The sequence below is a fragment of the Patescibacteria group bacterium genome (genome assembly GCA_023473585.1).
Lineage (GTDB): Bacteria > Patescibacteriota > Microgenomatia > JAMCYU01 > JAMCYU01 > JAMCYU01.
This window is the reverse complement of record JAMCYU010000001.1, coordinates 58977-73954: the sequence shown is the minus strand read 5'-3', so window position 1 is coordinate 73954 and position 14978 is coordinate 58977. Positions and strand designations below refer to the sequence as shown.

At 36.7% G+C, this 14978-nt stretch carries 13 protein-coding genes; 8 read left to right on the top strand and 5 right to left on the bottom strand.

Going from position 1 to position 14978, the window contains the following annotated elements:
- The first annotated feature begins 11 nt into the window (after positions 1-11).
- Positions 12-986 (top strand): glycosyltransferase, encoded by a 975-nt coding sequence (locus tag M1575_00335; GenBank protein MCL5095173.1) that lies wholly within the window; start codon positions 12-14, stop codon positions 984-986.
- Here M1575_00335 and M1575_00330 read toward each other — a convergent pair whose 3' ends face one another.
- Entirely contained in the window at positions 987-2768 is a 1782-nt protein-coding gene (locus M1575_00330; GenBank protein ID MCL5095172.1) for a tetratricopeptide repeat protein, read from the bottom strand.
- A gap of 82 nt (positions 2769-2850) precedes the next feature.
- Here M1575_00330 and M1575_00325 point away from each other — a divergent pair, with 82 nt between their 5' ends.
- A complete protein-coding gene (locus M1575_00325) occupies positions 2851-4350 on the top strand; it encodes a B12-binding domain-containing radical SAM protein (protein MCL5095171.1) in 1500 nt (499 codons plus the stop codon).
- Position 4351: 1 nt separating this feature from the next.
- Positions 4352-5209, top strand: coding sequence for an SDR family NAD(P)-dependent oxidoreductase (locus tag M1575_00320; GenBank protein ID MCL5095170.1), 858 nt, complete (start codon positions 4352-4354; stop codon positions 5207-5209).
- Here the strand turns inward: M1575_00320 and M1575_00315 are convergent.
- The 3 genes from M1575_00315 to M1575_00305 are packed head-to-tail and all read right to left on the bottom strand — an operon-like array spanning position 5169 to position 8071.
- Positions 5169-6083, bottom strand: a complete 915-nt coding sequence (locus tag M1575_00315) for an NAD(P)-dependent oxidoreductase (GenBank protein MCL5095169.1) — start codon at positions 6081-6083, stop codon at positions 5169-5171. The genes M1575_00320 and M1575_00315 overlap by 41 nt on opposite strands.
- Before the next feature lie 10 nt (positions 6084-6093).
- Positions 6094-6924 (bottom strand): glycosyltransferase family 2 protein, encoded by an 831-nt coding sequence (locus M1575_00310; protein ID MCL5095168.1) that lies wholly within the window; start codon positions 6922-6924, stop codon positions 6094-6096.
- Positions 6914-8071, bottom strand: coding sequence for a glycosyltransferase family 39 protein (locus M1575_00305; GenBank protein ID MCL5095167.1), 1158 nt, complete (start codon positions 8069-8071; stop codon positions 6914-6916). The genes M1575_00310 and M1575_00305 overlap by 11 nt, the downstream gene beginning before the upstream one ends.
- 55 nt (positions 8072-8126) lie before the next feature.
- Between M1575_00305 and M1575_00300 the strand changes: the two genes are divergently transcribed.
- From M1575_00300 to M1575_00280, 5 genes are read left to right on the top strand one after another with little or no spacing between them, the layout of a single operon-like run.
- Positions 8127-9167: a glycosyltransferase family 2 protein gene (locus tag M1575_00300; protein MCL5095166.1), complete on the top strand. Its 1041-nt coding sequence runs from the start codon at positions 8127-8129 to the stop codon at positions 9165-9167.
- Positions 9164-9943 carry a sugar phosphate nucleotidyltransferase gene (locus M1575_00295; protein ID MCL5095165.1) on the top strand — a complete coding sequence of 260 codons (780 nt, stop codon included), beginning with the start codon at positions 9164-9166 and terminating at the stop codon, positions 9941-9943. Before M1575_00300 ends, M1575_00295 begins: the two co-directional genes overlap by 4 nt.
- Positions 9944-9949: 6 nt before the next feature.
- Positions 9950-10930, top strand: coding sequence for an SDR family NAD(P)-dependent oxidoreductase (locus M1575_00290; protein MCL5095164.1), 981 nt, complete (start codon positions 9950-9952; stop codon positions 10928-10930).
- Complete coding sequence (locus M1575_00285; GenBank protein MCL5095163.1) at positions 10927-12102, top strand: pyridoxal phosphate-dependent aminotransferase; 1176 nt, start codon at positions 10927-10929, stop codon at positions 12100-12102. The genes M1575_00290 and M1575_00285 overlap by 4 nt, the downstream gene beginning before the upstream one ends.
- Positions 12103-12105: 3 nt before the next feature.
- Positions 12106-13905 (top strand): thiamine pyrophosphate-binding protein, encoded by a 1800-nt coding sequence (locus M1575_00280; GenBank protein MCL5095162.1) that lies wholly within the window; start codon positions 12106-12108, stop codon positions 13903-13905.
- Positions 13906-13911: 6 nt separating this feature from the next.
- Here the strand turns inward: M1575_00280 and M1575_00275 are convergent, their stop codons facing one another.
- Complete coding sequence (locus tag M1575_00275) at positions 13912-14952, bottom strand: NAD-dependent epimerase/dehydratase family protein (protein ID MCL5095161.1); 1041 nt, start codon at positions 14950-14952, stop codon at positions 13912-13914.
- Positions 14953-14978: the final 26 nt, after the last annotated feature.

The window sequence follows — 14978 nt, the reverse complement described above, 5'->3', positions numbered from 1 at the left end:
CTTTACTCAAAATGAAAGCCTCAATTATTATTCCGGTTAAAGAAATTAATGACTTTCTTCGTCAAGAGACAATTCCGGCAATTTTATCTCAAACAGAAAAAGATTTTGAATTACTGATTGTCGTCGATAAAGAGTCTTTGGAAAAATTTCCCAAAACGACGATTTTAGTAGACGCAAAAAAAAGCGGACCGGCCGATAAACGAGATTTGGGAGCGAAAAGAGCCAAGGGTGAGATTTTGGCCTTTTTAGACGATGATTCTTATCCGGACCAAAACTGGCTAAAAAATGCCCTGGAGTTATTCAAAAATAATAAAGGAATAGCGGGGCTTTGCGGTCCGACTGTAACTCCTCCTTCTGATAATTTATTCCAAAAAGCTTCGGGATATGTCTGGTCTAGTTGGTTAGGCAGTGGTGGAGCAGGGACATATCGTTGTCTTGTAAGTAAAAGGCGTGAAGTTAATGACTATCCGACGGTTAATTTCTTAGTTCGCAAAGAAGATTTTGTGAAAATCGGCGGTTTTGATTCCCATTTCTGGCCGGGGGAGGACACAAAATTATGTTATGATTTGGTTTATAAATTAAACAAAAAAATCATTTATGACCCTCGTATTTTAGTTTATCATCATCGGCGCGCGGTTTTTAGAGCACATCTTGAACAAATCAGCCGCTATGCCGTCCATCGAGGATACTTTGCCAAAACATTGCCTAAAACCTCTTTCCGCTTGGGTTATCTTCTGCCGACCCTTTTTGCTTTGGGACTTATTGGGGGGATACCTGTTTCTTTTATCCTAAGACCGCTTTGGCCTTTTTATTTGCTGACCTTGTCCTTTTATTTCTTGCTTCTTTTGATAACTTCTTTTAAGATTTCCCTTTTGGAAAAAAATTTGAAACTGGGGATTTTGGTTGGCCTTTCAATTTTTGTGACCCATTTTACCTATGGTCTTTTGTTTATCAAGGGTTTTTTCTCCAGAAAGCTCCGAAGATAATTATTTTAAAGACTCTTCCAGACCCACTTGTGCTTTTTGGTCTTGAGGATTAAGAATTAAAGCCTGTTGAAAATTTTTGACCGCTTTTTCTTTATTGCCAAGTTTAAGGTAGGTGAACCCTAAATTGGTGTATAAATTAAAATCTTGAGAATTAATTTTAATGGCTTTTTCCAGGTTTACAGCGGCTTCTTGGAAATTTCCGTGATTAAAATAAATTGCGGCCAGGTTTTGGTATGACTGCCAAAGACCGGGATTTAAAGTTAAAGCCTTTTGATAATTAGCAATGGCCTCTTCTGTTTTCCCCATTTGATTAAGAGTGTTGGCAAGGTTGTGATAAGCATCGCCATAATTAGGTTGGAGTTCAATGGCTTTTTTGAAATGGAATAAGGCTTCGTTTAGCTCTCCCCGGCGGCTATAGAGATCGCCTAAGTTATTATGATTTTGCGGACTCGAGGGGGAAGTCTTGGCGGTTGCCAGCCAAAGATTGTCTTGATTTTGAAAATCAAAATTGCGGATGATTGTTCGGAAAGACAAAAGAACAAGGAGAAGAAAGAAAAGAAAATAAGAAACGTTTTGACTTTTTAAAATTTCCCCGATTTTTTTGATCGCCAGACCAATAAGGATAATTATTCCTAATGAAGGCAAATAGACATATCTTTCTGCAACCACCCAGGTTATTTTCAGGGGAGTTAAGGTTGGCGAGAGAAGAATTAGAAAAAAAGAAAGCCCAAAAAATATGCGGCGGTTTTTAAAAAACGCATAAAAAAGAACTATCAAGAAGAAAAACAAAACTCCCAACATTAAAAAATATTGATTTCGGGAGAAACTAAGCTCCGTGTGATAAAAACTTAAATTTATAGGGAAAAAGAGCAGTTTTAAGTAAGAGCTGAGGGCGACAGGAATTTGTAGGAAAGGATTATTTATCCCGGGTTCTTGGTAAAAGGATGTCTGTAAGATAGAGGCTCTTTGTCCGATACTGCCAAGATACAAGAAAGCCCAAAAAAAGGACAAGGCAAAATAAGGAAGCAATTTTGGCCAGTGCTTCTTAAAATTTCCAAAAGAAAATTCATACAAAAATAAAACAAAAGGAAAAACAACCGTTTTTTCGTTCGAAGCTAATCCTAAAAAGAAAGCAAGAAAAGAGAAAAAATAAACAACTCTGTTTTTAGCTGCAATATAGTTAAGAAGCGACCAAAGCAGAAACAAAGAAGAAAGAGTATATGGAATTCCGGAAATCCAGGTAACAGATTCCGTTAAAAGCGGATGGACAGCGAAAAGACTGGCGATAAAAAGACTGGCTGGAAAAGCAAACAAAAGATCGCTAAGGATAAAAATGATTAAAACCGCTCCGAGATGGAAAGAAACATTGAGTAAATGATAAAAAATTGGCGTCGGACCGAAAAGAAGATAAATGATTGACTCAAAGAAGTTGGGCGGAGAAAAGAAGGGCAGATAAGGAAAAAGGAAATGAGAAAAATGACCGATAGTGAGATTATGGCTGATAGCGGCAATATCGTCGGAGAGAAAATCGCCGGATAAACTATTAAAATAGACAGCCAAAACTAAAAATAATAAAAAAATAAGAGATTTCCAAGAAATTTTTTTATTGACAACCGTTTCATTATTGTGAAGAATTCTTTGGTACTTATTTTCTGGCAAAGAATTTTTTAAATAATCACTGATCTCTTTTTGAGAGATATTTAAATCAGCGGCAATTTTAGTCAACGAAAATCTTTTGAGATTTTTCTTGAGATATTTTTTTTGAGAATGAGTGAGAGCCATAGGGTATGATATTATGATATAATGAGTGAAACGAATTAATCGCTATGTTATCATACCAAATTTTTTATAAAATTGTTATTATATGAGTCCTAGAAACAAGATGAAGATTGCTATTGCCTATCCGCCGCTTGAATCAGAAAAAGGAGTGCCCCTTCTTTCTCAAAACCGGCAATTTCAGTGGTTTCCCAGTCTTTTGACGACTTACAGTATTTATCCGGTCGTTCCGGCTTCGGCCGCGACGCTTCTTAAAAAGGCGGGACACGAAATTTACTGGTTAGACGGGATTGCCGAGAAATGGAGCTATAAAAAATGGGAAAAAGAATTACAGAAAATAAAACCAGATTTAGTTTTTTTTGAAACAAAAACGCCCGTTGTCAAACGTTATTGGAAGATTATCGATAATTTAAAAGACAAAAGAAATAAAACCAGATATATCTTAGTTGGGGATCACGTGACGGCTTTGCCAGAGGAATCGATGGAAAATTCTAAAGTAGATTATATTTTGACCGGTGGCGATTATGATTTTTTACTTCTGAATTTGGTTAATCATTTAATAAAAGGAGAAAAATTAGAGCCGGGGATCTGGTATAGAAATGAAACTTTGGACATGAAATCTGAAATAAAAAATACGGGAAAGTTTCAGTTAAATCATGATCTTAATAGTTTGCCGACAATTGACAGAAAACTGACGAAATGGGAACTTTACGCTTATAAAAACTCCAATTTCTATCGAGCTCCGGGGGCCTATACAATGTTTGGCAGAGATTGTTGGTGGGGCAGGTGTACCTTTTGTTCGTGGACAACTCTTTATCCGGGAGCCTATTGGCGGGTAGTTAAAGTAGAAAAAGCTCTTGACGAGATAGGATTTTTGATCAATAAATATAAAATCAGGGAAATTATGGACGATAGCGGGACTTTTCCAGTAGGTTTATGGCTTAAAGAATTCTGCGAAGGAATGATTAAACGCGGTTATGCTAAAAAAATAAGAATAAACTGCAATATGAGATTTAACGCTGGACTTAGCAAGAAAGACTACCAATTAATGGGAAAAGCCGGTTTCCGATTTATCCTTTACGGTTTAGAATCGGCTTCACAGGCGACTCTTGATAAGATCAATAAAAACTTAAAAGTTGGACAAATTAGCCAGGTTCTTCAATGGGCTAAAGAGGCCGGACTGATGCCCCATTTAACGGTGATGGTTGGTTATCCTTGGGAGAAAGAAAAAGAGGTTATGAAAACGATTTCTTTAGCTCATGATTTCTTTCAACAGGGTTTGGCAGATTCCCTGCAGGCAACCGTGGTGATTCCGTATCCCGGGACGCCGCTTTTTAAATATTGCGATGAGAATAACTTACTTAAAACCAAAGACTGGGAGCGGTATGATATGCGCGAACCGATTATTAAAACGGGGATCAATGAAGAAAAATTACTAAGGGCGGTCAGGAGTCTTTATAGCCGGTCCATTTGGACGCCGCGTTTTATCTTTAACACTTTAAAACAATTAAATTCTCTTGACGGGGTAAAATACGTGGGCTTTCAGGGACTAAAGTATCTAGCCAAACTTTGGGAATTTAGGAAATAAAATGAACTTAAAAAATAAAAAAATTCTGATTACCGGTGGTTCTGGAAGTTTAGGCAGGCAATTGATTAAAGAGCTTTTGGGAAGAAAAGCGGAAAATATCGTTTCAGTTTCCCGTGACGAAGGGTTGATTAAAGAAGCCGAAGCGGAAATAAATGACAGGCGTGTTATTTGGAGAGTGGGCAATATTGCCGACACGGAATCTGTTAAATACCTTTTAAAGGGGATTGATTTTGTTTATCACACGGCGGCTATCAAGCACGTTAGCTTGGCAGAAAAATATCCGAGAGAAGTTTTAAGAATTAATATCTTTGGGATTTTAAATTTACTGGAACAGTCTCAAAATGTCTCAAGATTTATTAATATTTCATCGGATAAGGCCATAGGAGTGGTTAACTGCTATGGTGCTTCGAAGCTTTTAGGCGAGTATTTGGTTTCGGAAACAAATAATTTTTTTGAAGGAAAATTTATTAATATTCGTTGCCCTAATTTTCTTGGTTCACGAGGAAGCGTTTTGGATCTTTGGCAAAGACAAATAAAAAAGCAAAATAAAATCGAAATCACCGATCCTAAAATGACCAGGTTTTTCATAACCCTGCCGGACGCAGCTAAATTTATTGTGGAGAAAAGCCTTGAGGATAATTTAAATCCTGCCAAAATTTATTATCCTTTGGAATTTACCAAAAAATTTCACCTTGATGATCTGGGTAAGGCTTTTATAGAAGTTTTTGGTGATAAAAAAACAGAAATAAAAGTTATCGGGGCGAAGACTGGCGAAAAAACACACGAAGACTACTTAACCGACGTTGCTTTCTTAAGCGTTAAGGAGTTAGTGAAGCTTTTGCGGAATTTGTTTTCTTAACGAGATTCTTAATATTTTCTTCGTAAGTTGAGTCATACCAATAGTCAACAATTTTCTTCGCTTTCGTAATGTCTAAAACAAAAGGCGATTGAGGCGTTTGGTTTTTATCGCTGAAGGTTATTTTTAACCCAGAAATTCTGCTAAAAATTCTAACAAAGTCTTTAATCTTAATAATCTTTTCCCCGGCAAAATTATAAATTCCTCCCTTGCTTTTTTCGACTAACTGAAGCAGATTTTTGATATAATCATCAAGATAAAGAAAAGTTTTTTCTTGCCGACCGTCGCCTTTTAAAAGAAGCGATCTTTGGCCTCTTTTAATCTTCTCGAGAATCGTTGGTACAAGCCTGCCTCGTTCGTAGCGGTCACCAATCCCATAAAGATTGGCGGGTCTTATGATTATAACCTTGACAGGATTTTCCAGTGTTTGACATAAGGACTCATTAATAATTTTTGACCAAGCATAATAATATTCCGGGATAAATGGTGGGTAATTATTTAAATCTTCTTCTTTGATTTTTCCTTTTTTTGCCGGTTTGCCATAAACTTCGGCGGAGCTTATATAAACAAATTTCTCAATATTTTTATTCTCAAGAGCCCTGACAAGATTCTGGGTCATCTTTAAATTATCAAAAAAGATTTTCTTGGCAAACTTTTTTTTGAAAGCGGCTCCGCCATCAAGACAGGCAGCGTGGATAATAATGGTTTCGTCGGTAATGGCTTGTTTTGTTTGATTGTAGTTAGTTAAGTCAACATCTTTATGGGTTAGAGCCCTGACCCTGGCACCCTTTTTGTGAAGTTCTAAACATAAGCGTACGCCGGTAAAACCGGAAGCTCCGGTAACCAAAACTTTTTTACCTTGCCAATAATTTGTCATAGATAACTTTTTAAATTTTCGAAGCGACAATGCCCGCAAAACCTCCTAAATATTCAAAAATCCTCATAAAAATAAGGCCAATTCCCTCTAAAGGATACTTTACAAACATTTTCCAGTGTTTTAAATAGGCAGGCCTTATCGGGAAAAAATAAATTAAGCCGCCTCTCGGGTTTTTTTTAACAAATTTTGAAGCGTCTTTGCCGTAAAGAAAAGCCTTTTTCCATAAATGAGAAAGAGTGATTTTGCCCTCATTATGATAAAGCGGTGCTTTTATCCGAAAGACTTTATAACCCTTTTGTCTAAATCTTTGATATAGGTCCCAATCGTCACAGCCGGCGCCCAAATTTTCATCAAGACCCCCCAATTTATCCCAAACCTCTTTTTTAAAAAAACGAGGAGCCTCGACATTATCATCGCCCCAATAAGTTTCTTGCTCCAGCCATTTGCAACGGGTCCAAAAACCTTGTCCTTTGACAATTTCCTTGACAATAACGGCGTCATTCCTCTTTTGGCAGATAGCGACGGCTTCGGCAATAACGTTTGGTGTCAGTTCAAAATCGGCATCTAGATAATAAACAAAAGAGCCCCTAGCCTCTTTAGCCCCCAAATTTCTTTTATAGGTAGCGTCAAAATGTCCTCTGGTTTTACTGTCGTCAAACTGAATAAGCCTTACTTTATATTGTTCGCAAATTTTCTGCGTCTTATCTTTCGAATGGCTGTCAACGACAATTATTTCGATATTGGGGTAAGTTTGGTTTTTGATGTATTTAAAACAGGTCTCTAAAACCGTACCGGAATTTTTTGCGGGAATAACGACAGAAACTAAAGGATTATTTTCCATATTGTTCTTTTAAAAAAAGATTTTTTAAGCCAAAAACCGCAACCAGATAAAGAATCGGTAGATAAAGAATTAAATAACGTGTTGTTATTTGTCCGAAACTAAAAAAGAAAACATAACATATTGTCCAGACGGCTAAAACTTCAAACTCCAGTTTTTGCGGAATTTTTTTTAAGAAATAAAGCGCAATGGTTATCAAGCTGACAATAAAGACAAGAGGCCAGGTAATCTGCCACTGTGAATCGGAGAGTATCGGTTTGTCTCCCCACCAAACATACCATTTATTAAGAAGAATTAAGGGCCAAATAGAAAAAGGCAAAATAAGCTTGCTTTGATGATATAAGAATATCCATTTTTGAATACCAAAAAAACGACGGATTCCCTCTCCGTCTAAAAAAACTTTTGAATAACTTAAGATTAAGACCAATAGGGCTAAGGGAAGAGTTAGAGTGAAAAAAACAAGAGGTCTAATTTTTTTATGCAATAAAAGAACGATATAAAAGGAAGCAATAATCGGCAAACCGTTAACAAAAAATTTAGTGGCAATAAAACAGCCTAATAAAATTGACGAGAGAGAGAAATAGAGAAGTTGTTTTTTCTTTTTTCCAGCGAGGCCTTTATTAAAGAAATAAAAACAGGAAAGAAGAAACGGAAGCTGAATTATATCTAAAAGAGGAACAAAAACAAACTGATTTAAGATGAGTTTTTCAAAGCTTAAAAAAACACAGGGTAAAAGAGCGAGAATGGTATTATTAAATAATTGTTTGCCTAGAAGATAAAGAAAAAAGAAGCTTAAAAAGCCGGAGAAAAGAATAACAAGTTTTTCATTATTAAAAATTAAAGCAGACAGGCCGATTAAATATTTACCCAGTGGTGGGGAATCGGGAACGATTAAAATCGGCGAGCCACCCTTAACAAGGGCCGGTCCATTATAAGAATAAATTATTTCGTCGGGAATCCATCCGATAGGCGTTTTCGTTACATATTGCGAATTTTCATAAATAAATTTTAAGGACGGAAACCTCTGCCAGTAATCAAAAGTAAAATATTTCTCTTTATTTTCCGAAACAACAGCGCCGAGATTATAAAGAAGAAGACCAATAAGAAATAATTTTAGGCAAAATATTAGTAGTTTTTTCTTTTTTGTCATACTCTTTAATTTGGCCTAATTATAGTGTAAAATACTTATCTTGTAAACAAAACGGATGACAAAACCTTTTTTTTCTATCGTTATTCCTACCTACAACCGTTATGAGCTTTTAAAGGCAACGATTGCCATTACTCTTAAACAAACTTTTAAGGATTTTGAACTGATTATTTCCGATAACGCCTCTACCGACGAAACACAACAAGTGATCAAGTCTTTTAAAGATAAGCGAATTAGATATTACCGTAACAAAATTAACATTGGTGCTGAATTAAATTATCAAAAAGTTTTTTCCTACGCCAGGGGAAAATACCTTTTTACGATGGGTGATGACGATTTTATTCTTTTTGAAGACACGCTGGAGCAAATAAAAAAAATAATTGATAAAAAAAATTATGGTTTTCTTCGCCTGAATTTAATCGAAAGAAAATTTATAGGGAAAGGCCTTCGTAAAAGTATTATTACCATTGAAAAAGATATCGTTCTTCCCAAGAATTCCTCGGGAGAAAAAATCGTTCATTTTTTTAATAAAGTCGCCGCCGGACATGTGGCGGGCTTGGTCATTAAGAATAGTAAAGGAATCGAAAATAAGGTGACTGATTGTCGAGAAACGGCATGGATTAAGGCAATTTTTGAAGCGACCCAAAAAGACGGCGCCCTTTTTAGCTCAAAGAATTATATGGTTATTACCTGGTCTCAAGGTGACATCCTGACGCATTACCAAGTCTCCAAACAGAATCGTTTAATGTTTGAAACTTATACCGATTATGTTTTTAAAGTTATTTCTCCAAAAGAACTCAATGCTTTCAAGCTAAATTTTTATAAGAATTTCATTATTTTGCAGCCAGCTATTAAATTATATTCGAATAGTTCTAATTTAATTAAATTTGATAAAAGACTAGTCAAACTCGAGCCAAGATTAAAAAGAAATTTATTATTTTGGTTATTTATCATTATGGCCCTATTGCTGCCAAAATTTGTTTGGAAAATAATCAGAGCCATTCAACATGCGGGCAAAAACAAGATCAACCGGGCACAAAATCTTAAAAAGGTATATAATACATACGCTTTTTTAAGTAAACAATATTTTTTAAAATGAAAACAATTATTCTTTGCGGGGGAATAGGATACAGGTTAAAAGAAGAAACGGAATTTAAACCTAAACCCATGGTTAATGTCGGCGGTAAGCCGATTCTTTGGCACATCATGAAAATCTATGCCCATTACGGCTTCAATGACTTTATTCTGGCTTTGGGGTACAAAGGCGACTACATTAAAGATTATTTTTTGAATCAAAAATATTTTGCCAACAATTTTACCCTTTTTACCAAAAGCGGTTTTGCCAGAGTTTACAAAAATGACGGAAAAACCGGCGACGATTTTAAAATCACCTTTGTGGATACCGGCGAAAATACTTTGCCCGGAGAAAGAATCTTAAGGCTTAAACCCTATATCCCTCAAGAAGACGAAGATTTTATGGTGACTTATGGAGACGGTGTCGGCGACGTTGATCTTAATGAATTGGTCAAGTTTCATCAAAAGAAAAATAAAATCGGGACAATTATCGGCGTTCACCCCAGAAGCAAATACGGGCTTTTAAAAACCAACCGAAGCGGCATTATTGATAAATTTATTGAGAAGCCGGTACTTCATGAATGGGTTAACGGCGGGTTTATGGTTTTTAAAAGGGAATTTTTTAGATACTTAAAAACAGGGGAAATGGAACACCCGGCCCTAAAAAGATTAATCCGCAAAAGAGAGCTTTCGCTTTTTATCCATGACGGTTTCTGGCACTCGATGGACACTTATCCTGACGTGGATGATCTTAACCGTCTTTGGAAAGAAGATCCAAAGTGGAAAATTTGGAAAGACTAATCTTTTATGAAGATGATTAAATCAGGACTTTTGGGAAAAACAATTTTAGTGACGGGAGGAACGGGTTTTATCGGTGGTCATTTAGTCGAAAAGCTTCTTGAACTTGGGGCAAAAGTTATTGTTGTTGATATTGAACTTAAAAAGAACTCCACCTTTTCTCTTAATAAACTCAAAGATAAAGTCAAATTGGAATTGACGGATATCAGAAACGAAAAAAAGATTCTCGAACTTTTCCGAAGATATCAACCCGAATATGTTTTTCATTTAGCCGCCTATTCAACGGTTACCGCTTCCTTAGAAAAGCCGCGGGAAGCCTTTGAAACAAACGTCATGGGGACAATTAATCTTTTAGAAGCCGCAAGACTCTCTTCTTTTGTCAAGGGAATAATCGTTGCTTCCTCCGATAAGGCCTATGGAAAATTAATCAAGGGAAAATATTGGGAAGAAGACGCCCTGAAAGGCGATCATCCTTATGATGTTTCTAAATCCTGCGAAGACCTAATCTCTTTGGCTTACTATAAAACTTATGGATTGCCGGTAGCCGTAACGCGTTTTGGCAATGTCTACGGAGAAGGCGATTTACATTCTGATAGGATTATTCCCGGAATATGCACGGCCGTGATAAAAAATAAACCTTTAGAATTAAGAAGTAACGGCAAATATGTAAGAGATTATCTTTATGTTAAAGACGTCGTTTGCGGCTATTTGTTTCTTTTACAAAATTTTGCCAAAATTAAAGGTGAAGCTTTTAATTTTTCTTCCAGCGAGACATTGTCGGTTTTGGCGTTAGTTAAAAAAATAGAAGGAATTTTAAAAGTTAAAATTCCCTACAAAATCTTAAATACCGCAAAAAACGAAATTCCCTACCAACATCTTAATGACAGAAAAATCAGGAATCTTGGCTGGCGAACCAATTATGCCTTCAAAGAGGGGATCAAAGAGACTTTTTTATGGTACCAAAAACACCTTAAGGACGAGAAAAGATGAAAACTCTTAAATTTACAGAAAGAATAAAGCTGCTTAGGGCAGAGGGCGCTTATCAGGTTTTGGCAAAAGCGGAAGTTTTGGAAAAACAAGGCAAAAAAATAATTCATTTTGAAATTGGTCAGCCTGATTTTCCAACCCCCAAGAATATTACCCAGGCAGGGATAAAAGCTCTTCAAAACGGTTTAACTAAGTATAATCCTCCGTTGGGAATTTCTCCCTTAAGAGAAGCTCTTGCCAAAAAAATTTCTAAAGAAAGAAAAATTAATGTTTTCAGCGATTCAATAGCCGTCACCCCCAGCGGTAAAACCGCTATTTTTGTTGCCATGGCGGCAACCATAGAAAAGGGTGATGAAATTATTTATCCTAACCCCGGTTTTCCGACCTACGAAACCTTAGTCGATTTTTTTGGCGGCATGAGAAAACCGATCCCTCTTTTGGAGGAGAACAGTTTTGGTTTCGACATGAGAATCTTTAAAAAACATTTTTCAAAAAAAACCAAACTTGTTATTTTAAATTCACCGAGCAATCCGACCGGCGGCGTTATGTCCAAAAGTATTCTCATGGAGATTGCCGAATTGGTAAAAAAAACCAAAACCTGGGTTCTAACCGATGAAATCTATTCGCATCTTCTTTATGACCATAAGGAATATGAAAGTATTTTTAGTTTGCCGAAGATGAAGGAGAGGACGATTATCGTTGACGGTTTTTCTAAAACCTATTCGATGACCGGTTGGCGCTTGGGCTATTTAGTCATGCCCCCAGTTCTTACAGACAAAATCGATTCATTATTGACCCATTTAGTTGGTTGTACGGCGACTTTTACCCAATATGCCGGTTTAGAAGCCCTGACCGGTCCACAAAAAGAAGCAAAAAAAATGGTTTTTGAATTTGAGAAAAGAAGAGATATCGTCGTTCGGCTTTTAAATAATATTCCCGGTGTTTCCTGTCAACAACCGGAAGGAGCTTTCTATGTTTTTCCGAATATTAAAAAATTCAAAAAAAGTTCCGCCTGGCTAGCGGATTATCTTCTTAACAAGGCTCAAGTTGCACTTTTGCCGGGAACGGCTTTTGGAAAATACGGAGAAGGTTATCTTCGCATTTCTTACGCAACCTCAATTGAGAATTTAAAAGAAGGCCTAAAAAAGATTAAAATCGCCCTTGCTAAAATTTAAACAATGAGAGTTGCTGATTACATCATTGATTTTCTTTACAAGAAAGGGATTAGCCATATTTTTACTTTAGCCGGCGGCGGGGCGATGTATTTAAATGACGCCGTTGTCTGTCACAAGAAAATCAATTATATCTGTTGTCATCACGAGCAAGCGGCGGCCATGGCTGCTGAGGCGTACGCGAAAACAAAAAATATCCCCGGCGCCGTCATGGTCACTTCCGGTCCCGGCTCAACGAATGCGATTACCGGACTTTTGGAAGCTTATCAAAATTCAATTCCGGTTATTTTCTTGTCCAGCCAGGCCAAAAAATCCCAAATGACTCAATTTTCAGAGGTTTCTTCTCTTCGCCAGTTTGGAATTCAGGAAGTTAATATTATCCCGATTGTTAAAACATTGACTAAATACGCTTCGATTATTGAAAAACCGGAAGATGCAAGATGGCAGATCGAAAAGGCTTATTTTTTAGCTCGGTTTGGAAGACCTGGTCCTGTATGGCTTGATATCCCGTCAGATATTGCCGCTTCAGAAATTGAGCCTCTTGGTCTTCTTCCTTTTAACCAAAATGAAACTAAAAAGACGGTTCCTTGTGCTACTGACCAGGAAATAGGGCAAGTCATAAGCCTTCTCCAAAAATTTAAAAAACCGGTCATGATTGCCGGCGGCGGGGTAAGACTTTCCGGTGCCGTTAAGGAATTTCGAAAGCTTATTTCCCTTTTAAGAATCCCGGTGGTTGTCCCCGATATGGGTTTTGACCTTTTAGAGTATGATAACCCGTTTTATATGGGGCACGGAGGAACCAGGGGTGATCGAGCTGCCAATATGATTATCCAAAATTCAGACCTCATTATTTCTTTGGGGAGTCGTTTGGCGGTTCCTTTTATTGGTCACGAATATGATAAATTCTCACCGCTTTCTTATAAAATCGTGATTGATATTGACCCCGAGGAACACAAGAAGAAAACCATTAAAATCGATTCGTTAATTATTTCTGACGCCAAATGTTTCATTGATAAATTAAGTAGGGCGATTTTAAAGGACAAGATTAAAGAACATGATCATGGTTTTTGGTTAAAAAAATGCCAGGAGATAAAAAACAAATACTCTCTTTTTATCCCGAAAACCGATAAACAACTTAAAGAAATTAATATGTATAAGGCCATTTGGGCAGTTGCCAAATCTTCAAAACCCGGCGATATTTTTATTGCTGACGCTGGAGTGACGGCCTATATTAGTACGCAAACCTTAAAATTGAAAAAAGAGCAGCGAATGATTATTCCCGGCGCCACTTTAACGATGGGTTATAATCTTCCGGCTATTTTAGGTGTTTGGGCGGCACAAAAACGAGCAAAGATTATCTGTATTACCGGAGATGGATCATTGCAATTAAATATTCATGAGTTAGCCACGATTGGCTATCATAAAATACCGGCTAAAATTTTTGTCATCAATAATCATGGTTATTTAGCGATCCGGACGACGCAGAAGAACTTTTTTAACGGTCGTTTAATCGGCGAGGGGCCCAAATCTGGAGTTTTAATTCCGGATACGGAAAAAATCGCCAAGGCTTACGGTCTTACCTTTTATAGGCTGGAGAAAGAAGATGATTTATCAAAAAAGATACCCTTAATCCTTAAAAGTCCAAAGACGGTTATTTGCGAAATTGTCTGTCCAAAGTGGCAGGATATTCTGGGCGTTTCTTCAAAAAAAACAACCGACGGTAAACTTGTATCGGCGCCAATGGACGAAATGTTTCCCTTTTTAGAAGATGAGGAAATAAATCATATCAGGGAAGAACTTCAGTAATCTTACCTAGTTATAACTTTCAATCGTTCTTTTAAAACCTTCTTTTAAAGAAAAATGCGGCTGCCAACCTAACGAAGATAATTTTTTAGTATCTGGATTATTATCAGTAATTTTACTTTCAGAATAAAGCTCTTTCTTGTCTCTCTTTTCAAAAATCATTTTCAATTTTTTTTGCGGAAATAATTTAATTAAAGTTTCGGCCAGTTCTTTTATAGAAACAGTGGCATTCTCGTTAGCAAGATTATATGCTTCCTGATTTTTTCCTTTGAAAAGCACTGTGAATAATCCACAAACAGTATCGGCGATATAAGAAAAAGAACGCGTTGTTTTGCCGCTGCTTTTAAGAACAATATTCTCATTAGTTAAGATGTTTTTGATAAAATCAGCGAAAACCCTGCCATCATTTAAATTCACTCCCGGCCCATAAGTATGATAAAGCCTGACAATTTTCGCGGGAATTTGGTATTGGTGAGAGTAGGAAACGCACAGCGTTTCTCCTAAACGTTTGCTTTCGCCATAACAAGATCTGATATTCAAGGGGTCAAGATAACCATAGGAGGTTTCGTTGGTTATTTTTTTTGCCGGTGTCATTCCGTAAATTTCACCAGAACTTAAGAAAAGAAAACTCTCAAGAGGGTTATTTTTCGCCAACTCCAAAAGGTTATAGGTGCCTAAAACATTAGCTTTTAAAGTCCCAACGGGATCGAGATTATAATATTTGGGGCTGGCCTGGCTGGCGGCATGAATAATAAAATGAACTTTCTCCTTTATTTTAAGAGGGTTAGCAATATCCTGAACAAGAATTTTCAAATCTTGGCTCTTTTTATATTCAGCAAATTTTTGGTCCCCATTCTTTTTATTTCTGACAATCCCAATAACCTTAAGATGAAGACCCATTTCTTTATTTAAAAAAAGCAGAAATTTAATAAGATAGGAGGCAATAAAACCCGAAGCTCCGGTAATAAGAAGAGTTTTATTCCGTAAGTTCTCCCATGGTAATTTTTGCGAAAGAAGGAAACGAAAATCTTCCAGATAGATCTTGTTCATCTTGACCTAATCTTATAGTATAATAG